Here is a 23,271-nt window from a genome sequence, read left to right on the forward strand (position 1 = left end):
GTGTGCCTCGAAGCAGCGGATGGATGCGGCTCTCGATCGTGTACTTTTGCGCGATAGCCCTATCTATGTCTTTTTGCTGCTCGGCGTGGAGCGGGAATCTCGCCCGTCGCCGCCAAGCGCCAGCACCGCTACGATCCGTTCCTGCGGCCGGACGCCGAACGGCTTGCAATGCTCTGGATCGTAGATCCATTCCGGCATTGTGCGGCGGACGGGCCACGGCTCGGATGCGGCCAGCAATTGAAAGTTCTGGATTAGGCAGCATACGGCCGCGTAATCTTCCTCGCGTTTATGGGAATCCGATTCCTCCTTGGCCACGACCAGGAGGAACGCCGCGGCAGCATCCCCGTTCAGAGCGCGAAGCCGATCCGCCGCTTCGCCGCCTCCTGCATAAATAAAACGCCACGGCTCGCGCAGTCCGTCGTTGGGCGCCCAGACGGCATCGTTCAGCAGGGCCAGAACGCTACGCGAAGATACCTGAAGATGGTCCGCATACCCGCTCACGTCACCTTCAACGATCGTCCACTTCTGCTCCGCCGGCGTTCTTTTGCGCGCTCTCGGCACTTTTTCATAGTACCCCATGCTTAAAATGCCGGCGAATCGCTCGCCCTCCCGCAGACCGATCTCCCGCTCAAACGCAGCGCTGTTCAATATTTGATCCGTATACCACAGCATGCCGATTCCCAGTTCCCAGCCCAGCAGCTGGACGTTTTGCATGATGCTGCATACCGCCGCATAATTTTCGTCGCTCTGCCGCTGCGTGCTGCCGGATTCCGCGATGAAGACCAGGTGTGCGGGCGTATCCGTCGCTTGCTTTTTGATCAGATCGATCATTTTGCCAGGCAGGAGCTTGCCGAGCGTGCTTCCCTTGATCTTGGCGATCATGCTGTCGGCCAGCCTATGGCGCGCTTCGGGCGTGCGATAGCAGAGGCTCCGCCAATGCGAAGCGCCATCTCCTTCGGCCCGGTATAGATGCGCGGCTTCATTCAGCAAGGAATCGATCGTCTCTTGAGCAACAGGCCGTGAGCTATAGCGGCGGACGGATCTTCGTTCCCGAATCGTCTTGGACCAATTCATGATAGATGCCTCCCCTTCGCATCGACGGAGCGATGGTTCATTCAATATTGTTTACAGGTAAACTATAATCACGGAGTTCGATTCTGTCAAATTAATTTCATCCCGCGATTTCAATGTGATATATTTGTTTATAAATAAACGATGTTCTACCAATCCGGCAGGAGGCGCTTTGACATGACGAACACATCCGACGGACTGAAGCGATTGCTGCACAGCCGATTCAACCACTATCTGCATGTATTCGAGCAGACGGTCTCTTCCGAGATCGATGCGTTTGCCGATCTTGCGCGCGTGCAGGGCATCTCGTCGATTCCAAGCCATATGACCAGCGTTCACGTCATCGATTGCATCGGGCGCCACGAGCCCATTAACAACACGTCGATCGCGGAGAAGATGAATCTGTCCAAGGCGAGCATCACGAAAATAAGCGCCAAGCTGTTAAAAGAGGGCTTCATCAAGCGAAGCCAGTTGAACGACAACAAAAAGGAAGTGTACTTCAGCCTGTCGACCAAAGGCAGGCAGATCTTCGAGGTGCACGATATGATGCACGACAAGATAGAGGCTTCTTTCATACGCGCGCTAGACGCCTTTTCCGAATCCGAGCTTGCGGCATCGCTGAAGTTTATCGAGACGCTGATCGATCAGACCGATAAGATGGTGAAGGGCGAGATGAAGCTGTAAGGCGGTCTGTCGGCCGGGCTTGACTGGAATCGCCCATCCGGCGAAGATAGAGGCAGAAACGCAAAGGGGTGACTCGGCCATGACCGTTTCCGCGCGCAGCAAAGTCGATTTTTTGCAATTGGCGCCCTATGTCCGTTATATCCACGAATACGACGGGCCGGGAGACATCAAGGTGCCGCCCCGCTATATCTACGACCATGAGCTTGTCTTCTTCACGCATGGAGGCGGCGTCTACGCCATTGACGACGTGACCTACGCGGTGGGCGCAGGCGACCTGCACGTCATTCGGCCCCATCAGCGCAATTCCTGCGTCATTCCCCCCGGACACTCGCGTTATTTCGCGGTTCACTTCGATTTTCTGTATATGGGCGCCACGCTCGATTTTCCGCCGGAAGTGTACACGGACTGCGATTATACGCAGGAAACGCTCCCCGTCGAGGAAGGCTTGGACGAACGTCCGCTCGTCGAGCCGGGGGAAGTCGAATTTCCGTCCTTGATTCGGACCGGCGATCCGCTTCATTACGAACGATTGTTCACAGACCTGCTTCGCGCGTTCACCGAGCGGACACCCGGCTTCCAGCTGGAGATGCGCGCGATTTTGCTGAAAATATTGCGCCTCATGTATCTGGATACCGCGTATGCGGAAGAGAGCGCCAGAAAGCAGCAGGGGAGGGAAGAGATCGACGCGGTCGTTCACTATCTGCGCGACCACTACCGCGAGAACATCGACTTCGCGCGGCTGGCGGCCGATCTGGCGCTGTCGCCCAACCACTTGCGCGCGATGTTCAAGAAAGCGACGGGAAAATCGCCGATGGCATACGTCATACAGTGCCGCATGGAGCGGGCCAAGGAGCTCATTCTGGAAGGGAAGCATTCGATCAAACGCATCGGCGAGATGGTCGGTTACGACGACGCGCATTACTTCAGCCGGCTGTTCAGGCGATACGAAAAAAGATCGCCGAGACAGTATGCGGACGCGATGCTTCCCGACGTAAAATCGTCCACCTTTTCCGATATCCCCTCTAACTACAATCCGGCTCCCCGCGCCTATAATGAAGGCAAAGCAATGAAGCGGGTGTTCGAAGGAGAGCAGACTAAAAATTAGACAAGGAGGACGTTGTTTGCAAAAGACGCCATTCGATGACGAGGCCATGATCGCTCACGTTGCATATGAAGGCAAGGAGGGGCCGGCATGCTAGCCGGCCTTGTTCGTACGATTCGCTCCCGTCTGCTGTACAAGATGCTCATCAGCTATTCGATTCTGACGCTCGTCCCGCTCGTCGTCGTCAGCGCCGCCTTCTATGTCCGCTCCGATCAGCTGCTGGAGAAGAAGGAGACGGAGACGGTGCAGCAGGACCTGAACGCCACCGCGAGCAAGATCGACGCCCGGCTGCATGAGGTGCGCAAGCTGCTGTCGGAGCTCGGGCGGCAGGAAGCGATCCGTTCCCTGCTGCTGATGGACGCCCGCGAGGGAATCAGGCCGGGGGACGAGGACCACCGGCGGCAGGAAGCGGCCGCGGCCGAGCTGATGCAGTCGGAGCTGGAGCAGGCCCGCAACAATGTCGGCGAATTCGTCGACAATATGTATCTGATCAACAAAGCGGGCGACATCTATGCTACGGATTCTGGTAAGCGCTTGCAATACGTATCGGCGTTTGGGCTGCTGCCCTTCGAGTTCCCGAACGTGCCGCAATGGGCGTTTTTTACGGACTACAAGCGGATGGCCTGCGATCTGAAGCTGTATGCCGGCGGGGCTGCGATGACTTCGGAAACGGAGATCGGCATGCTCGTCCTGACCCTCGATCCGGCCAAAGCCTCCCAGCTATACGAGACCTACGAGCCTGGTACGTTTTATATCGCGAACGCGGACAATTTGATCGTATCCTCCTCCGACCTGTCCGACATCGGCAATTTGCTGGACTCGGGCGTTCAAGAGGACCGGCTCGTCGTGCGGCAGAAATCGCAAACGTCCGATTTTCAATATGTCCGTATCGCGACCGCAGGCGCGAACGCGCTGGTCAAAAAGCAAACGCTGTTCGCGCTGGCGGTGACACTGGCGGCCTGGGCGGCCGTGTTTATTACGACCTATCAAATTTTGAAGCGGATCACCCATCCGATCCGGCGGTTGTACCGGCTCATGCGCCAGGCGGAGCTTGCGGAATACCGCCTCTTCCCGAACATCCGCGGACAGGACGAGATCGCCATGCTCTGCCGCGGCTACAATCAATTGGTCACCCGGACGGAGGAGCTGATCGAGACGAACTATAAGAACGAGCTGAGGGTGCGCGAAGCGGAGCTGAAGGCGATCCGCATGTATATCAACCCGCATTTCCTGTACAACATCATGGAATATATCAGCGTCATCTCCCAGGCGCCGGATAAAGCAAAGTACGTGCCTGATGTCGTGCGGAAGCTGTCGGCCATTTTCCGTTATTCGATCACGCCCGGCGGCACCTTCGTGCCGCTTGCGACGGAGCTGCAATACGTGGAGAGCTTTCTGCAGATCCATCAATACCGCTTCGGGGAGCGGCTTCAGTATTCCATCGTCCTGCCCGCGATGTTCCGCCAGGCGGCCGTCCCCCGGTTCATGCTGCAGCCGCTCGTGGAGAACAGCATTCTGCACGGCATCGACCGCTTGCCCGAAGGCGGCAAGATCGAGATCGAGGTCAAGGAGGCGGACTACCATCTGGAGATCGTGATCCGCAATCCTTCGCCCGAGGAAGAAGCCGCGCCGGACGGCTATTCTCCGCGAGCCGGCGAGAAGCGGGCAAGGCGCGGGCTCGGCTCCGGCATGGACAATGTGAACGACCGCATCCGGCATCATTTCGGCAGCGAGTATGGCGTCAAGCTGACTCGCGACGGGGGCTTCGTAACGGTGCGGGCGACGATACCGATCCAAATATGGCAGGAGGAATCGACGGGATGAAAATGCTGGTCGTGGACGATGAACGGGAAATTCGAGACTATATCGCAGGTATGCCGGAATGGGCGGACATCCGCTGCAGCGTGGCGGGGGTCGCCGCGAACGGGGCGGAGGCGCTGACCCTCGCGCGCAGCATCCGGCCGGATATTCTGCTGACGGATATCCGCATGCCGGTGATGGACGGCATCGCGCTCGCGGAGGCCATTCGCAAGGAACTGCCCGAGCTGCCGATCGTTTTTCTGTCCGCCTACAACGAATTCGAATATGCCAGGCAAGCGATCCGCCTCGGCGCCGTGGACTTTATTACGAAGCCGTTCGTCGCGGCCGATCTGGTATGGGCAGTGAAGCAGGTGCAGCAGCAGCTCATGACGGAATGGAAGCACCAGGAGGCTTTTTTTGCCTTGTTCGGCGGGACGGCGGAGCGCGACGAGGAGAAGCTGACGTGGCTGCGCGACCGCAATCAGCCGGACGAGCCGTTTATCCTGCTCTACGGCGAGCTGGATACGGTCGCGGGAGCGGCCGGAGAGCGAAGTCCGTTCCGCGAGCGCGCCGTGCTGGCGGCGGTGATGCCGGCGCTGGAACGAAGTCCCGTTCCCTATTGGACACAGGGAACGAATGCCGGCCTCTATGTGTTATTGCGCGGGAGCGGGATCGATCCCGCAAGCCTGCAAGAAGAGGCGTTCGAGCTTGCCAGGCGAATGGTGGAGCTGGGAGGCACTGCGAACGAGCTCTCCCTGTCGGTCGGGATCGGCCGGGCAGAGCCGTCGCTGCTCCGCTTGCCGGACGCGCTCCGGCAGATCGCGGAATGCATGGAATATCGGATGCTGATCGGCAAGCGGTCCGTCATCGCCTACGAGGCGATCCGGTCGATAAGAAGCGAGAAGGATCGGCAGCTGCTGTTGTCCACTAGCCGACTGGAAGACCTGCTGCGCATCGGCGATCGCGATGGCATCGCGAACGCGCTGCGTGAGGCCTACCGGGCGATGCTGACCGTGGGCGCCGGCAAACCGGACATTCAGCATTTTTGCATCAACCTGGTCGAGAAGGCGGAGAACGTGATGGAGGAGTTCGGTCTCTCGATCGATCCGAAGGACAAGCTGCGGATCCGGGAGAAGCTGCTGTCCAGCGTCATCCTGACCGATATGATGCGGGATATCGAGCAGCTGCTGCAGGGCTGCGCCGTCCGGATCGGCACGCTGGTCGAGCAGGCGCCCAAGCGGCTCGTCGCCGAGACGAAGGCGATCATCGGACAAGCGTATGCGGACGAGCTGACGCTGCGGATGGTCGCCGAACGGCTGAGCGTCAACTATTCCTATCTGAGCCGCGTGATCAAGAAGGAGACCGGCAAAAACTTTTCCGATCTGCTGTGGCTCACCCGCATCGAGGCGGCGAAGGCCAGGCTGCTGAGCGAAGACTTGAAGGCGTACGAAGTGGCCTACGCGGTCGGGTTCAAAAATTACGCGCATTTCAGCCTGCTGTTCAAAAAGGTCGTGGGGATGTCTCCGAGCGCCTACAAGCTCCACGCCTCTGCGCAGCGCGACGGAGGGAAGTAAAACACAGCAATGATAAACCAGAATGCAAGTATCCATGCGAGAAAGTGAAGCGATTACAATTGAGCTAGCAAGTTATCCTGTTGGAGATAAGCAGGAGGGAGCTCTCGAATGGGCAGCGGTTACGAGGTAGCGGTTTACTACTTTCCGCAGTGGCATGCGGATCCGAAAAACGAAGCGAGCAAAGGGAAGGGATGGACGGAATGGCCGTCGCTGCGAAGTGCCAAGCCCCGCTTTCCCGGGCATGAGCAGCCGAAGCGGCCGCTCTGGGGCGAGATTGACGAAGCGGATCCGCGCGTGTCGGAGATGCAGATTCGGGAGGCGGCCGACCACGGCATTACCTGCTTTTTGTACGATTGGTATTGGGACATGGGCGGGGGAGAGGGGCCGTTCCTGCAGCGCGCGCTGGAAGAGGGATTCCTGCAGGCCGGCAACCGGGATCGGCTGAAGTTCGCGCTCATGTGGGCGAATCACAACGAAGCGTCCCGGGCGCGGTTCGACGCGATGACCGATTATATTGTGGGGCATTATCTCGGTTACGACAACTACCTGACGATCGACGGGAAGCTGTACTTCTCGATCTACGAATGCATGACGCTAATCCGTGGGTTGGGCGGCATCGAGGCGACGGCGGAAGCGCTGGCCGACTTTCGCCGCAAGGTCAGGGAAGCCGGCTATGCGGATCTGCATCTTAATTTCGTCGAGTGGGGATTAAATCCGCGGCATGCCGACATCATCGGCCCCGACGCGAACGCGCTGCTCGCCAGGCTTGGCGCGGACAGCGTCACGTCCTACGTATGGCTGCATCATACAGAGCCAGAATCGTTCCCCGGCGTCGACTATGGGGCGTGGTCGCGGCAAGCGACGGGGATGTGGGACGACTTGCAGGCGCGGTTCGCCTCCGTACCCTACTATCCGAACGTAACGATGGGGTGGGACCCGAGCCCGCGCTGCGATCCGGATCTACCGTACGTCCGAGGGGATTATCCGTATACGCCGGTCGCCACGGACAATACGCCGGCCGCTTTTGAAGCGGCGCTGCGAGAAGCCAAGGCGTATCTGGACCGCACGCGGCTCTCGCTCCCGATGCTGACCGTCTATGCATGGAACGAATGGACGGAGGGGGGGTATCTGGAACCGGACACCAAGCACGGCATGGGTTATCTAGAAGCGATCCGAAACGTATTTCATTCTTGACCGAGAGGGAGAGATTCAGATGCGAAAAATCGTTTGCTTCTGTGTGTTGTTCGGCTCAATGCTGGGATTGGCGGTGCTTGGGGGAATCCCCGGCGCCCGGACGGCGTATGCCGCCGACTATTCGGTACAGCAGTGGCAGGCAGTCGAAATTTCGTTGAACAGCTCCGTTACTTACGCGGATCCGTTCAACGGCGTGGACGTGACGGCGACCTTTACGGGGCCGGGCGGCACGATCATTACGCGTCCGGCGTTCTGGGACGGGGGCAACGTGTGGAAGGTCCGCTTCGCGCCCACGAAGACCGGGAGCTGGACGATGACGACGACCGCTACGGATACGGCGAATGCGGGCCTGCACAACGTGACGAAGACAGTTGATGCCGTGAGCTATACGGGCAGCAAGGATATCTACAAGCACGGCTTCCTGAAAGCGAGCACGAATGGCCGTTACCTCACCTACGCCGACGGTACGCCGTTCTTTTACCTGGGCGATACGCACTGGATCCTGCCCCATGAGCGGTTCTCAACGTCGAACGTGACAGGTGTCGCATCTCAGTTCAAGTACACGGTCGACAAAAGGGTCGCCCAAGGCTTCACCGTCTATCAATCGGAACCGATCTGGCAGCCGCACGGCGGCGGGACGCACGCGGGCGCCGACGAGGAAGCGGTCGCCAATCTGAGCGACGGCTTTACGAGCGCCGATCTTGCGGGCTTCGCGAACCTCGATCGAAAGTTCAAGTACATCGCGGATCAGGGCCTCGTCCATGCCAATGCACAGGTGAGCTGGGCGAACGATCCCGCAAGCTACGGCGTCTACACGAACGCGTATATGGCCAAAGTCGCGCGATACTGGGTCGCCCGCTATGGGGCATATCCTGTTATCTGGACGATCGCGCAGGAAATAGATAAAAATCAATACGGCAATTATGATGCGACGACGATCCAGAAATGGTACGCGGTCGGCCAAAGCATCTCCGACAACGACGCTTACAGCCATCCGCTGCTGCCGCACATGGAGGATACGAGCTACACGGTCGCTTCGACCTCATGGTGGGCGAGCAAAGCCTATCACGACGGCTGGGCCGTGCAATGGCAGGGCGACATGACCGGGATGAGCATCGCCAAAAACTTCTGGAACAATGCCGTCGCCAAGCCTTCGGTGCTTTATGAGAGCGCTTACGACCAATTTTGGACCGACGGAAACGGTGCGTTAGGCGCTGCCTACAAGGCGTTCCAGTACGGCATTTACGGCTATGGCTACGGGGCGGCCGGCGTGTGGAACGACATTTATGCCAAACCGGGAGTGCCGGACGATTATGGCACTGGCTATGAGATGCCGGCCAAGTATTACTGGTGGTACGATGGCGCTAATCTGGCGACGGGAGATCGGCTCTCTTATTTCAAAGCCTTCTATACGAGCCTTGAATGGTGGAAGCTCACACCGCGGTTCGACGACGGCGCTTGGGGTTCTTTCAGCGACGGATCGCGTTCTCTTCTCTCGTCGGACGGCAACAGCACCTACGTGGTGTTTTTCTTTAACGGCACGACGGCGTCCGGGACGCTCAAGCAGATGGACAACAGCCGCCTGTATACGGCACGGTGGTTCAATCCGCGCACCGGCGCGTATTCGACGATCTCCAGCACGGTGCATGCTTCGGGCGGGCTCTGGTCGATACCGGGTAAGCCGGACGCCTCCGACTGGGTACTGCTCGTGCAGAAGACGACCGCCGCGGCGCCAACCAATCTGGCGCTGGGCAAGACCTATTCCAGTTCGTCGTCCTGGGATACGAGTCAAACGGCGCCCAAGGCGTTCGACCAGAACTATATCACCGATTGGCAAGCGTGCAACGGCTGCTGGAGCGGGCAATGGCTGGCCGTCGATTTCGGCGCAAATACGACGTTTAACCAAGTCGTGTTGACCGAATACAACAACCGGACGCAGGGATACCGAATCGAATACTGGAACGGCGCGACCTGGCAGACCGCGTATACAGGAACGACGATCGGCGCGACATTCATTCCGAAAGTGCTGACGTTCCCCGCCGTGACGGGGAGCAAAGCGCGAATCTATTTTACGTCCGGCAACGAGAACGCACCGATCCTTTACGAATTCGAGCTCTATCATCTTTGAGCGCCTCTGGCAGGGTGACAACCGAGACGACAAAGAACAGAAGTAAAATAGAGCGATGATAAACATGAATGCAAGCATCCAAGCGTTGCGGCAAGGCCATTATACTTTGGGGTGTAAGCCATCATTCTTAGAGAGAAGGTATGTGTATGAAAAAGAGGGCGATGATCCTGTGCGCGCTGACGCTGCTGGCGAGCACCGTGTTCGCGGGCTGCAGCAATTCCAAAAATGCGGGCGGCAGCTCGGGGAGCTCCGAGACGCCTGCTAGCGCAAGCAGCAGCGCAACGGATTCCGGAGCGCAGCAAAGCGAAGTCGTTTCCAACGACAAGAAGTTTACGATTCGTGCCGGAGCCTGGTTCCTGGATGACCGGGCATACCAAGTGGCATTCAAAAAAGCGATTGAAGATGGTTACAAGAAGCTTTATCCGAATGCCAAGATTCAATGGGACGTTACGCTTGGAGCGACTTACTTTGACAAGCTTAAAGCGCAATTCGCCTCTGACACCGCGCCGGACGTGACGTTCTACCAGACGCTCGACTACGCAAAAGCCGGCAATTTAATGGACCTGTCGAACGAGCCTTGGGTCTCCAAAATGTCCGAATCGTCGAAGAAGGATCCTACCTTGAACTATGAAGGCAAGATCTATGGAGCGTCGGGCTGGGGCTACTTAGGCGGAGGCATATGGTACAACCAGGAGCTGTTCGACCAATTGGGCATTCAACCGCCGAAGACGGCGCAAGAGTTTCTTGACGCTTGCGAAAAAATCAAGGCGGCCGGCAAAACGCCGATCGCGCTCGGCTTCAAGGACTTGTGGACCGCGGATATGTTTCTCATGTGCTGGCTGCAATCGTATACGTTCCCGAACGATCCGGACTTTGGCAAGAAGCTGTACGACGGGACCATCAAGTTCGACGACGCGGTCATTCAAAAGGTCTATCAGAACATCGAGACGATGAAAAGCAAGGGCTACTTTAACGAAAACGCGCTTAGCATAGACTGGCCGCAATCGGCACAGCTATTCGCTTCCGGCGAAGCGGCGATGATCGTTCAAGGCCCATGGATGCCTGCTTCGAATAAAGAAAATATCGCCAAGGGCGGTTACGATTCGTTCCAGATCGGTTTCTTCCCGTTCATGGACGATCAGGGCCATCAAAGCCTCGTCGTGAACTCCGGCAGCGGACTGGGCATCAACGCCAAAACCAAGCTGGTGCAGGAGTCGAAAGACCTTGTCAATCTGATTCTGAGCCCGGAAATTATGGGGCCGTGGCAGGAAGGAGAGGGCAGCCTGCCGACGCTGGAGGGCGTGGAAGTGAAAAGCACGGATCCTGTAAACGATACGATTAAGCAGTATTTGGACAGCGGACTTACGCTGCCTTACAAACTCAGCGCGTTTATGCCGGCCAGCGCAAGCAATGCCATGGTAGACGTTCTTACCAAGGTCGTCTCGGGCGTCAAGTTCGATCCTTCGGATCTGCAGGCGGCGCAGAATGCCATGGAAAAGGATAAGGCGACAGTCGTGCTGCCTCAATCGTGATTTTGCCTGAATAAAGGAAATCTAAAGGCTTTGTATCGACTTTAAGCCGCTACCGTTCAACCGCAGCAACTGCGGTTGAACGCATTATTACTTGAGAGAGGGAATTGCGGCGATGAATTTGAAGCGAAAGCAGGTCGTGGCGGCGAGCCTTTTTTTAGTTCCCGCAGCCGCCATATTCCTTTTGTTTTTTTATGTTCCTTTTATCCAAAGCATTTATTATTCATTCACCGACTGGAGCGGAATCGGGGCACCGACATTCATCGGTTGGGACAATTACCTGCACGTCTGGAAAGATCCGCATATGACGGAGGGGCTTAAAAATTCGTTGAAGATGGCGATTTTTGGCCTCCTCGTGCAAAACTCGCTGGCGCTGCTTGTCGCGATCTCGCTTAATCGGCAATTTCGCACGCGCTCCTTCATTCGAACGGCCTTTTATTTGCCGGTCATCATCAGCCTGGTCGTGGCGTCAGTCGTATGGGGACAAATGCTGCAATTCGATGGATTTATCAATGCGGTGTTGAACCAGATCGGACTCGGAGCCATCACGGAAGATTGGCTGGGCAATGTAAAGACTTCCTTCCCGTCCATCATCTTGCTGACACAATGGCAGGCGATCGGCTATTGCGCCATTATCTATCTGGCGGGCCTGCAGGCGATTCCCAAGGACATGTACGAAGCTGCGGAGATCGAAGGTGCAAGGGGCTTCTCGCTGTTCCGTTACATTACACTGCCCATGCTTATGCCGGCTGTATCTATCGTACTCTTCCTTACGGTGGTCGGCGCGCTTAAGCTGTTCGATTTACCGTATATTCTGACCAACGGCGGTCCGGGCACCTCATCATATACGCTCTTTTTGGCGGTATATAATGCGGCGTTCAAGGAAAACAACTACGGCTATGCCACCGCGGGCGGCATCGTGCTGGCCATCTTTATCGTCATTGTATCCATCGTACAATTGACCTTCACGCGCCGTAAGGAGGTCGAGCTCTGATGAACGATTCCAAGCGGGCCTCTCTCGGCATGGAGATTGCGCTGATTATAGCGGCATTGCTATTTATGCTGCCGGTGCTGTATTTGGTCGCCATGACGTTTAAGGAACCCGGCATCTTCTACAAGCCGCTTAAATTACCGGACCAGCTGTATCTGGAGTATTACAAGCAGGCGCTAGGCGTGGAATTTTTCCGCAGCTTGTGGAACACGCTGCTCATCACGATCGGAGGCTTGTCGCTGACCATTTTCGTCGCCTCCATGGCCGGATATGCGCTGTCACGCCGGAAGGAACGGGGCTTCCAGATTTTTTTCTACTTGTTTATGTCAGGCATGATCATTCCAACCGTAGGCTCGCTCATTCCCTTGTTTAAACTGGCGACTTCTCTTCATCTGATCAATACGCGACTCTTGCTTGTCTTTTTATATACGGCAGGGTTCATTCCGTTTGCTTCCTTCCTTTATGCTGCGTTCACGAAGTCGATTCCGCGCGAGTTGGAAGAATCGGCAAATATAGATGGCTGCGGATCCGTACGGACATTCTGGGTCATTATTTTTCCCTTGCTGCTGCCGGCTACCGGTACTTTTATTCTCACGAACGCCTATGGAATCTGGAATGACTTCCTGACTCCGCTTATTTTCCTGAACTCGTCGGAGAAAATGACGCTCATGCCGATGATCGTACAGTTTATTTTCAACAAGCAGTCCACCAATTTCGGTCCGGTATTCGCGATCAGCGTCCTGGCGATGCTGCCTCTGCTTCTCTTTTTCATATTGACGCAGAAACATATGCTTAAAGGGCTCGTTATGGGCTCGGTCAAAGGATAAGCAAGCAGTGCTGCACCGGCGAGACAAGCTTGAGACGGGTTTGAGAGGAGCAATAGCAGCTAAATGAAGGAACTATTTTCAAAGTTTAAGAATCCCGGCAATGAATATCGGGGCAAGCCCTTCTGGTCCTGGAACGGAGAGCTTGATCGCGCAGAGTTGCTCAGGCAGATCGACGTATTCGAGCAAATGGGGTTCGGCGGTTTTTTTATGCACTCGCGGACCGGGTTGATCACGGAATACTTGGGAGACGAATGGTTCGAGCTGACGAAGGCTTGCGCGGAAGAAGCGCAGAAACGGGGGATGGAGGCCTGGCTGTACGATGAAGACCGATGGCCGAGCGGCACTGCCGGGGGGATGGTCACAGAGGAGCCGCGATTCCGCCGGAAGTTTGTGAAGATGCAGATTGTTCCGTCAGATCAAGCTCGTTGGCAGGATTCATGGATTGCCGCCTTCGCATGCAGGCTGGAAGACAATGCTTATTATGACGGTCGAAGATTAAGGGAAGAGGACTTGTTAGTATCTGTGTCAGAATCATATGTCATTGCCTTCGAGATCGTCGAGATGGAACCCGACAGTTTTTATAATGGACAGACCTATGTGGATACGATGAACCGCGAAGCAACGGAAGTTTTTATAAAGATTACGCACGAACAATACAAGAATCGCATGGGAGACCTGTTCGGAAAGGCAATCACAGGTATATTCACGGACGAACCCCATCGCGGACCGCTTATGACCTCCTTCAGCATAACCAACGCGTCCCCTGAGTTTTTGCTTCCCTGGACGTATGAACTGTTTGAACGCTTCTCTGCCAAATTCGGTTACGATTTGTTGGATCGGCTGCCCGAGGTGTTCTTGTTGCCGGAAGGTCGAAAGATCTCGCAAGTGAAATGGCATGTGGTGGACCTGCTGCAGGAGCTGTTTATCGACGGCTACGCAAAGCCGCTGGATGAGTGGTGCCGTTCGAACGGCTTGGTGTTAACCGGGCATGTTCTGCATGAGGATTCCCTTAGTGCGCAGACGGCCATGATCGGATCTGTCATGCGTTACTACGAGCATATGGAGTATCCCGGCATCGATATCCTGAACGAAGGGAACCGATGCTATTGGGTAGCCAAGCAGCTGTCGTCGGTGGCCAGACAAATCGGGCGGAAGTGGCTGCTGTCCGAATTGTACGGCTGCACCGGCTGGCAGATGCCGCTCGAAGGTCACAAAGCGGTCGGGAATTGGCAGACGCTGTTCGGGATTAACTTGCGCTGTCACCACTTGTCCTGGTACACGATGGAGGGCGAGTCCAAGCGGGATTTTCCCGCCAGCATCTCCTTCCAGTCGGCGTGGTGGAAGGACTATCGGACGGTGGAAACCTACTTCGCCAGGCTGGGTACCGTGATGAGCCATGGGGAACCGCAATGCGAGCTTCTGGTCATTCATCCGATCGAGAGCGTATGGTGTCAGGTCCGTGCCGGGTGGGCCGACTCCCTGGAAGCCAATACGCCGGAAATCCGGCTGCTGGAAACGCAATTCGCCGATGTATTCCATTGGCTCGCGGGCTCGCGGGTCGACTTCGATTACGGAGACGAGGAGATCATGCAGCGACTGTCCGCGGTCGAACGGGATGAAGATGGCCATGCGGTGTTCAGAGTCGGTAAAGCAGTATACAGAACGGTTCTGATTGCGGGCATGACGACGATCCGTTCTACTACTCTGCGGCTGCTGGAGGAATTCCGGAATGCCGGAGGTACGGTAATCTTCGCGGGAGAAGCGCCTGCATACGTGAATGCCGAACCCTCGGGCGAATGCCGGGCGCTTGCCGAGCAGTCGGTACAATTGCCGCTGCTTGAAGAAGCGGTATCGCAGATCGGGATTCATCTGCGGGGTGCGCAGGTGTCTGTATGCGACGAGCAAGGAAGGCCGATTGCCGACATCTTCGCGCAGGTTCGCAGAGACAATGACGACACGTATGTCATTTTACTCAACATCAATCGCGATGCCTATTATACGAACGTGAAAGTGCAAATTCCGTATGCCGGATGCGTGGAAGAATGGAACTGTATGACGGGAGAGCGGTTTGCGGTGCCTTTCAAGCAGATGGCAGACTCGGCGGAGCTTATCGCCGATTTTTCCCCGGCAGGCGAGCGGATATTCGTACTTGCCAAGCAACAGGAGGATGAACTGCCCCAGCGGAGCAGCTTGCAGACTGCGGCGGCATATGAACTCCAGGGCCCCTATAAGTTCAAGCTTGACGAGCCGAATGTATGCGTACTGGATCGCGCTTCCTGGAGGCTGGGCGAAAACGAATGGGAAGAGGCGTGCGAGATTCTGAAGCTGGACCGCAAAGTCCGCCAGGAACTCGGGTTCCCCTTCCGATCGGGTGACATGGTGCAGCCTTGGCATGTCATCAAACATAAATCGCCGACGCATCGTCTCGGGCACCAATTAACGCTGGCCTATGAATTTTATCGACAAGGAGCAGCCGATGCTGATTGCTGGCTTGCCGTAGAGAGACCGGAACAGAAAAACATTGCCGTCAATGGTGAGACGCTCACGTTGCAGGGCAACACGGAATGGTGGGTCGACCCTGTATTCCGAACGATCCCGATTCCGGCGGCATATCTTCGGGATGGAGAGAACCGGATAGAGATAACGGTTGACTTCGACGCGGCAACGGACTTGGAGGCGGTCTATCTGCTCGGTCACTTCGGCGTAGAGGTGCAGGGGACGAGAAAAACAATCCGCGATTTGCCGGATCGGCTCGTAATCGGCAATCTGGCGGACCAGGGACTGCCGTTCTATGGCGGGACAGTCAGCTATGAGCTGCCTTACGATTCGTTAATCGAACAGGTCATGGCACATTTTGAATCTATCGGAGGATCCTCTATTTCATTGGAGATACCCGCTTACGAAGGTGCATGCCTAAGAGCGGGAAGCCCAAACGCGGCGATGGCCTCAATCCCCTGGAGGCCTAATGTAACCGATGTTTCTGAAATCGTTTTCTCCCATGCGCCGCTATGGCTGGACGTTGTTCTGACGCGTCGAAATACGTTCGGCCCGCTCCATATGGAGCCGATTCATAGTTCGTCTTATGGCCCGGATCATTGGTTGACGGAGGGAGACTTCTTCAAGGAGCATTACATGCTTGTCCCCGCCGGGCTCATGCAAAACCCGCGGCTTTTACTGAAAACCAATAGACTCGCCGAGGAGTGAATCGAATCATGGTTAATAAACGGCTAGTAAGACTGATTGCACCACTGCTTCTTCTGTGTATAATAGTCCAAGTTTTGCCTATTGGAGTCGTGCAAGCTGAAGAGAGCAAGACATACAGTGAAGCGCCGGCAGAATCCTATCTTGTTTCTAATGGAGCTTCTGTTAACGTGCTTAACGGCATGGTATTCCACGAAGGCGATCCGGCTAACTTGACGGACGGCAAGGCGGATACGTTGTCCGGAGGGTATGGACTGGTCGACTTCTATGTGGATCTGGGGCGGAAAATGCCTTTAAATTATGTGAACATTCTATTCAGCCGAATGTGGGACGGCGTGAATACGGTTTATGTTTCGGATGATGCTCAGAGCTGGCAGCAGATTATTACCGGTTCAGGCAGTCAGTACGAGTATATCAAGGATACGACCGCTACCAACGGAGAAACCCAGACGAACGAGTTGGGGGCACTGTTGCCCGAAGGAACCGAGGGGAGATATGTCCGCATATCGACCAAGGATTGGGCTAATTTTTATGAAATACGGGTGTATTCCTCACAGGAGGTTGTTGCTCCGAATACCGATTACAGCGAAGCGCCTTCCGGATTAAGAATCGTCTCCACAGGGGCTCGGGTTACCGGCTATAACGGCATGAAATTTAACGATGGAGATCCGGTTAACCTGACGGACGGCAATCCTGCAACGATGGCAGGGGGCTACGGTCTGGTCGACATGTACGTGGATCTAGGCCGCAAGCTTAAGCTCGATTATGTTAAGGTGCTTTTCAACCGGATGTGGCACGGGACGAATAAGCTCTATGTGTCCGACGATGCTGTGCATTGGACAGTGGTCGTGAGCGGCAACGGGGCCGAATACGACTATATGAAGGATAAATCCGCTACGGACGGAGAGCGTCAGCCGAACGAGCTGGGGGCGCTGCTTCCCGAAGGGACGGAAGGCAGATATGTTCGTTTGACGGCACGCGATTGGGCGAACGTATATGAATTGCAAGTCTATTCTTCTCAGCCAATTGCGGCGGAGAGCATCTTGGTAAGAGGACCGGCGAAGCTTGAGGTCGTCAACGGTCTGTCCATGAAAATGAATGCCGAAGTTCAACCCGCAACGGCCACGGAATCATCGGTCACATGGAGCGTATATGCTAAAAATGGCTCGCCAGGCGCAGCGGTTATCGATCCCGCGACCGGTCTGCTGACTGCCAAGTCGCCGGGTGTCGTAACCGTAGAAGCAACGGCTGCGGACGGCTCGGGAATAGCCGGCTGGACCGACGTCGTCATTTTGCCTGAGGCAGAAGTGTGGCGGGAACTGGAAATGTCGCTCGAAAGCGGGAAATCCTATGGAGATCCTTTCCTGGATGTAGACGTAACCGCTACCTTTACGGGTCCGGACGGCGAGGTATTAACTCGGCCGGCTTTCTGGGACGGAGGGAATACGTGGAAAGTCAGATTTGCTCCTACGGCAGCGGGAGAATGGAAAGTAACGACGGTATCGAACGATACCGCGGACGAAGGCTTGAATCGGACGGCGCCGATCACGTTTACGGCCGTACCTTACGAGGGAACGCTGGAAATCTATAAGCGGGGTTTTCTAACGACAGGCGAAAACAAGCGTTATTTTATGTACCACGACCAGACGCCATTTTTCTATTTGGGAGACACGCACTGGCTCATGCCGGACGAAGATTTTGAATCGTCAAATGTCGACGGCATCGATTCTCAGTTCAAATATGCGGTCGACCATCGCGTCAGCCAAGGCTATACCGTCTATCAATCGGAGCCGCTGTATGCCAATGGGATCGGACTGAATGTGACGCGGGGCATTCAAGCGGACAGCTTGGCCAAGCTTGCGGATATCGACCGGAAATTTCAATATGTCGCGGATGCCGGGCTTGTCCATGCGAACGCGGCGTTGACCTTCCATAGCGTGCTGAATGTGACCGATCCTGATTTGCTCCAGCGTTTGGGCAGGTACTGGCAGGCCAGGTATGGCGCTTACCCGGTATTATGGACGACGGCGCAAGAAGTCGATCCTCCCGTGTTCAATAGCGACGATAAGTACTGGCACTTTGTAGCCCAGGGCATACACGACAGCGACAGCTACAAGCAGCCGCTAACCGCCCACATGGCGGTGGTGCCGACGTTCGAGACGACATGGGGAGATAAGCCGTATCATTCTTGGTTTGCGGCACAAATTTTAACCTTTACCAAGGAACTGTTTGCGTCCTATATGGCGTTTCCGATCATCAAACCGATCGTCACTTATGAATCGGCTTACGAGCATAACGGGGTGACGTCCGATAAGGCGCGGACCGCGCCGTACATCGCATTCCAGAACGGCTCGTTCGGCTTCGGCTATGGCGCCCAAGGGGTATGGGCGATTCAGCATTCGCCGGACGACTGGTTCCACTATGGCCCTTATTACCGCTGGTTCGATGGGCTGCAAGCAACGGCGGGCAGCCAGATGACTTACTTTAAACGGTTCTATTCGGATATGGAATGGTGGAAGCTGACACCCGTGTTCAGCGACACCAGTTATGCGGACTTCGCGGCCGATGCCCAATCGTTCCTAAGTACGATTGGCAACCATACGTACGTCGCCTATTTCGCCGATAGCTCCAAGAAGACAGGGAAGCTGAAAAGGATGGCGAATACAACCTATAAAGCGCAATGGTACAACACGAGGACGGGCGAATATACGCTCATTTCCGATCAAGTGGTACCGATTAACGGAGAGTGGACCGTTCCAGAGAAGCCGGACAAGCAAGATTGGATATTGCTTGTCGCCTCGGCCCAATCCGCTGTTGCACCCAAGCTCACGGTATCCAGCGAGAACAATGCGACTACGATTTTTACGCAGCATGGCAAACTTCAGATGACGGCGAATAGGGCCGGCAGCGACAGGACGAACGATGTGAACTGGAACGTGGTCAATCCGGACGGCTCGGTTACCGATCTGGCTTCGATTGATGCGACCGGTATGCTGACGGCGCTGGGCAACGGTATCGTTCGCGTTACCGCAACTGCCAAGGACGGCAGCGGAATGGCCGCCAAAACGGTTATTATTGCCCGGCAAGACAAGAGCGAGCCTCCTGCCCTGGCTCGGCATATTACGATCAAGGACGGGGGCAACCGTCAACTGCTGGCTTACTTCGATCCTGCCGATTCGCTCAATCAGTTGGTCGAATGGGCCGTATACGAGCCGGATGGCGTTACGCCTACCGACAAGGCAAAAATCAGCGATACGGGCGTTATTCAACTTCTCCAGGAAGGCGCAGTAAAAGTGGTGGCTACCGCGCTTGACGGCTCGGGCGTCAGCGGAACCTACGATTATACGATCGAATTCAACGACGTCATCGTTAATCCGCTATTCGAGGGGGCGACCGTCACGGCATCCTCTACGGATTATGTTAACGACTATCGTCCGATCAAGGCCATTACGAGCCAACATGGAAATTGGACAGGGTGGACGTCAGGCCTGGATGAAAAGACCTCGTATGACAACCCGCAATGGCTTGAGGTGCAATTCAAGCAGCCGACGGCTTTTAATCATGTCGAGATCTATTCGACCAGCGGGTTCCAAATGAAGGATTTTGATGTCGAATATTGGGACGGAGGCCAGTGGCTGCCACTTTATTCAGTCAAGGGCAATGGATCCGAAGCGGTTAAGGCCCTGATTCCCGAGGTTTTAACGGAGAAGATTCGAGTTATCTGCTATAAGGGGGATTCACTGGGAATCACCCGGGTCAGCGCAATCGAAGTGTACATGGATAGCGAATCTCATGATGCAAGACTGAAGGGGATTGCCGTTGACGGCAGTTCGCTTGCAGGGTTTGATTCGGGTAAAACGAGCTATGATGTCCAGCTTCCTGCCGGAACAACTGTCGTACCGGTCGTCACCGCAGCGTCCATGCATCAGAAGGCAAAGGTCACGGTTACGCAGGCGGCGTCTACGACGGGTAAGGCCGTTATTCAAGTGACGGCGGAAGACGGGATCAGGAAGTCTGTCTACGAGATTCAGTTCTCTGTCGCTTCGATCGTAGATCCGCAGCAGCCAGGATCCGGCACGGGAACGAATCAAGGGACGGATCCGGGTAAAGTGCCGGACCCGGATAAAGATCCGGATACAAAGCCTGACGATTCGGATTCGGGTGTTAAGGTCACTTTGTCCGATGTGCCGGGCAGTCACTGGGCGGCGGACAGCATTCGCAAGGCCGTGGAGCTTGGGATCATAACCGGCTATAAAGACGGGACGTTTAAGCCTGAGAGGGAAGTGAGCCGCGCAGAATTCATTGCCATGCTGGCTCGCGCGTTGAAGCTTCCGACAGAAGATGCATCAGCGGTTACGTTCACCGATGCTGGCAGTATCGCCGGTTGGGCGCAGTCGTATGTCGCTCAAGCAGCACAAAAGGGTCTGATTACCGGCTTTGCTGACGGTACATTCCGCCCGCTGGCAATCATTAACAGGGCTGAGCTGGCGGCGCTCCTTGTCCGGGCTGCCGGATTGCAGGTACCGTCAGATGTAGAAGCGTCTTCTCTTTCCTTTAGCGACGCAGACCGGATTCCTAAATGGGTAGTACGTTATGTGGCGACCGCTGTGGATGAAGGATTGTTGCAGGGCGTGAGCGGCAATCGCTTCGACGCAACGGGGATCGTCACAAGGGCGCAAGCGGCGGTGGCTATCATGAGGCTCTTGAACGAATAATGACGAGCGCCCCGAACATTTAGCAAACGGCAAAAAGCCGTTCCTTGGTAAATGGAAGCGACAAGCAATCATTTACGAAAGGGAGACGGCCAAAGCACTCTTTCGCCTCACATAGAACAAGCGCCGGGCTTCCCTGACCGGCGCTTGTTCTTATTTTCTACGGTAGAACTTTTCCCAGTGATTGATCCATTCTTCTTGGGTTTTGGCGCGTCTTTGTCTCCATGCCCAGCGTTCGGTCTCCCACTCCAAGATCGCTTGCCGCTTCGTCTGGTAGAACCGATAATCGCAAATGATCCAGGAGCAATAAAGCTTTCGATACCACTTGCCGTTCGCCATCTCGTCTTTGTAGCGTCGAACGGCCTTGGAAGCCATCCGCTTGGCCTGACATGTGCCCGGAGTCGTATGATCGTTGCAAACCGGCGCTTTTTTAAAACTTCTGCTCATCTGTTCTCCAACCTCCTTGGGGGAAGCTAGAGACCGTCGAGTATGCTCATGTTTCACCTCTTTCGCGGAAACGCCATGATTAACTCTCCAGCAAGCTCGCCACATTCATCAAACTATGAACGACGTACTTCGGGCGAACTTCCGCATCGATCGGCAGGCCCGACCGATTGTAATAGCAGAAGTCGATGCCGGCGTTGACGGCTCCAACATAATCGTCCCGCAACGAATCGCCGACGAACAAAGCCTCGCTGCGGTCAATGCTTAATTGCCGGAGCGCTTCGTCGAATATTTGCTTGTCGGGCTTCCAGTACCCTACTTCATCTGAGATAATCAGGGCATCGAAAAAGTGGTTCATCCCGCCCGCCGCAAGCCTGCTGCGCTGCGCTTCGCCGATGCCGTTGGAGATGATGGCCAGCTTGTGCCTGCCGTGCAAGTGAGTCAGGATCTCCATGGCATGCTCTTCGAAATCGCAGGCGCGGCAAAAGGTTTCCCAGTATAACGTAGAGAGGAGTCTCGCTTCCGAGTGATCCAACGCGAGACCTTGGAGCGTATCCCGGAACGAGTATTCGAGAACTTGATAAATCGTATAGTTGGATACCATGCGCTCGTTCCAATAACGGAAGTTGACGTCGCTGAAAAGCGCCCAGAAAGCGTCCCAAGAAAAAGTCGCTTTATGAATGAGCCCGTGCTTTTCTACGGTGTTCTGCATGGATTTGAGCTCGCTCATCGAGTAGTTTAACAGCGTATTGTCCAGATCAAAGAGAATCGCCTTGTAGCTCACGTACTACCTCCCGGAATGCGATGCTAGAATTTTCGGATGCGTATTATGATTATACCGGTGAACGGTTCGTTTGGAGGGGGACTTTTGAAAATTATTTATGCGACTGAGGCCGACTATCAATACATAAGAGAACATGATCGACATGTGTTGGAAAGCTTAATTGCGCCAAAAATAAGGCAAAAAGAAATATATCTATTTAAATCGGACAATGATGACACGATCGGCTGGATGCGCTATGGATACTTTTGGGACAATACGCCGTTCATGAATATGATTTGGATCGATGAACCTTATCGCGGCAAGGGATTCGGAAGGACAGCTATACGTTTCTGGGAAGAGGAGATGATGCAAAAGGGTTTTAGGCTGGTGATGACGTCCACTTTATCTAACGAAGAGGCGCAGCATTTCTATAGAAAGTCCGGCTATCGGGATTCGGGTTGCTTGCTGCTTGAGCGGGAGCCTTTAGAAATGATATTTACGAAAAACTTGTCTTAAAGGAGTGAACGAGATGCCCGTAAGCAGTCATAGTCGCCAAGCCGATTCGACTCAGAACACGGTCGCTAACTATCAATTATTTCTCCCCCATGACTATTCCTCGACCGAAGCGGACTATCCGATGATCTTATTTCTTCACGGCATGAACAGGCTAGGCAGCGATATTGAGCGTTTGGAGGGAGTGTCGCTGTGATCAGCTTGGGCGCCGATACGATCGTTCTTTTTAAGCAATTCACGGACTGGACGGACACTTTGCGGAGGATCGACGAACGGATATGGTCGGGGCCCGTTGCCGAGGGGAAAGCGACCGTAGCGGAGATTATCGCGCATTTGCAGCATTGGGACCAGTACCTGATCGATACGGTCATTCCCGCGATCAAGCGCGGCGAAGGGGTGACGTTTCCGGCGTTCGATGCGTTTAACCAGATCGCGTATGCGTACGCCCGATCGGGGGTAGCCCAGGATCGCCTGCTCGACGAATTCAAGCAAACGCGCCATGCGTTGGTCGAACGTTTGTTGGACGAGCCCGAAGTTGCAGCAAAATACGTCACGGTAAACGGCATCGAGACTTGCCCGCACACCGGTACGCCCTATTCGCTGCTCTACATCATCCATGAGTTTAACGATCACGACCGCCATCATCAGGGTCAGATTGCAGCGGTTGTTTGAGTCTTTGCAGCTGGTTTGTAACGATAAGTGCAAAAAGGCGCTATCGGCGCCAGCGAAGCGCTGGCA

16 protein-coding genes are annotated in these 23,271 nt (G+C 55.4%); 13 read left to right on the forward strand and 3 right to left on the reverse strand.

The window, feature by feature from the left end; genetic code table 11:
* Positions 1-63 precede the first annotated feature (63 nt).
* Positions 64-1,074, reverse strand: coding sequence for a nitroreductase family protein (locus KVT38_RS09985; RefSeq protein WP_217593559.1), 1,011 nt, complete (start codon positions 1,072-1,074; stop codon positions 64-66).
* A gap of 174 nt (positions 1,075-1,248) precedes the next feature.
* On the opposite strand from KVT38_RS09985, the gene KVT38_RS09990 reads away from it, so the two are divergent.
* The 11 genes from KVT38_RS09990 to KVT38_RS10040 all read left to right on the forward strand — a co-directional run bounded on the left by KVT38_RS09990 (position 1,249) and on the right by KVT38_RS10040 (position 20,816).
* Entirely contained in the window at positions 1,249-1,755 is a 507-nt protein-coding gene (locus KVT38_RS09990) for a MarR family transcriptional regulator (RefSeq protein ID WP_217593560.1), read from the forward strand.
* A 79-nt stretch (positions 1,756-1,834) separates the two neighbouring features.
* Complete coding sequence (locus KVT38_RS09995) at positions 1,835-2,860, forward strand: AraC family transcriptional regulator (RefSeq protein ID WP_217593561.1); 1,026 nt, start codon at positions 1,835-1,837, stop codon at positions 2,858-2,860.
* Positions 2,861-2,947: 87 nt separating this feature from the next.
* Complete coding sequence (locus tag KVT38_RS10000) at positions 2,948-4,681, forward strand: cache domain-containing sensor histidine kinase (protein WP_217593562.1); 1,734 nt, start codon at positions 2,948-2,950, stop codon at positions 4,679-4,681.
* A complete protein-coding gene (locus KVT38_RS10005; RefSeq protein ID WP_217593563.1) occupies positions 4,678-6,231 on the forward strand; it encodes a response regulator transcription factor in 1,554 nt (517 codons plus the stop codon). The genes KVT38_RS10000 and KVT38_RS10005 overlap by 4 nt, the downstream gene beginning before the upstream one ends.
* Positions 6,232-6,339: 108 nt before the next feature.
* Entirely contained in the window at positions 6,340-7,425 is a 1,086-nt protein-coding gene (locus KVT38_RS10010; protein ID WP_217593564.1) for a glycoside hydrolase family 99-like domain-containing protein, read from the forward strand.
* Between the two features lie 19 nt (positions 7,426-7,444).
* Positions 7,445-9,553, forward strand: coding sequence for an apiosidase-like domain-containing protein (locus KVT38_RS10015; RefSeq protein WP_217593565.1), 2,109 nt, complete (start codon positions 7,445-7,447; stop codon positions 9,551-9,553).
* 146 nt (positions 9,554-9,699) lie between these two features.
* Positions 9,700-11,085, forward strand: a complete 1,386-nt coding sequence (locus KVT38_RS10020; RefSeq protein ID WP_217593566.1) for an ABC transporter substrate-binding protein — start codon at positions 9,700-9,702, stop codon at positions 11,083-11,085.
* Between the two features lie 112 nt (positions 11,086-11,197).
* Positions 11,198-12,076: a carbohydrate ABC transporter permease gene (locus KVT38_RS10025; RefSeq protein WP_217593567.1), complete on the forward strand. Its 879-nt coding sequence runs from the start codon at positions 11,198-11,200 to the stop codon at positions 12,074-12,076.
* On the forward strand, positions 12,076-12,900 hold the full coding sequence (locus KVT38_RS10030) for a carbohydrate ABC transporter permease (protein ID WP_217593568.1): 825 nt from the start codon (positions 12,076-12,078) through the stop codon (positions 12,898-12,900). The genes KVT38_RS10025 and KVT38_RS10030 overlap by 1 nt, the downstream gene beginning before the upstream one ends.
* Positions 12,901-12,963: 63 nt before the next feature.
* Positions 12,964-16,104, forward strand: coding sequence for a hypothetical protein (locus KVT38_RS10035; protein WP_217593569.1), 3,141 nt, complete (start codon positions 12,964-12,966; stop codon positions 16,102-16,104).
* Positions 16,105-16,271: 167 nt separating this feature from the next.
* Complete coding sequence (locus tag KVT38_RS10040; RefSeq protein WP_217593570.1) at positions 16,272-20,816, forward strand: S-layer homology domain-containing protein; 4,545 nt, start codon at positions 16,272-16,274, stop codon at positions 20,814-20,816.
* A 150-nt stretch (positions 20,817-20,966) separates the two neighbouring features.
* Here KVT38_RS10040 and KVT38_RS10045 read toward each other — a convergent pair whose 3' ends face one another.
* Positions 20,967-21,260, reverse strand: coding sequence for a hypothetical protein (locus KVT38_RS10045; protein ID WP_217593571.1), 294 nt, complete (start codon positions 21,258-21,260; stop codon positions 20,967-20,969).
* A gap of 79 nt (positions 21,261-21,339) precedes the next feature.
* Positions 21,340-22,041 carry an HAD family hydrolase gene (locus tag KVT38_RS10050; protein WP_217593572.1) on the reverse strand — a complete coding sequence of 234 codons (702 nt, stop codon included), beginning with the start codon at positions 22,039-22,041 and terminating at the stop codon, positions 21,340-21,342.
* Between the two features lie 84 nt (positions 22,042-22,125).
* Between KVT38_RS10050 and KVT38_RS10055 the strand changes: the two genes are divergently transcribed.
* Positions 22,126-22,536, forward strand: coding sequence for a GNAT family N-acetyltransferase (locus KVT38_RS10055; RefSeq protein ID WP_217593573.1), 411 nt, complete (start codon positions 22,126-22,128; stop codon positions 22,534-22,536).
* 189 nt (positions 22,537-22,725) lie between these two features.
* Complete coding sequence (locus KVT38_RS10060; protein WP_217593574.1) at positions 22,726-23,205, forward strand: DinB family protein; 480 nt, start codon at positions 22,726-22,728, stop codon at positions 23,203-23,205.
* Positions 23,206-23,271 lie beyond the last annotated feature (66 nt).

Origin of the sequence: Cohnella sp. GbtcB17, from assembly GCF_019091135.1 — a bacterium.
Taxonomy (GTDB): Bacteria; Bacillota; Bacilli; order Paenibacillales; family Paenibacillaceae; genus Cohnella.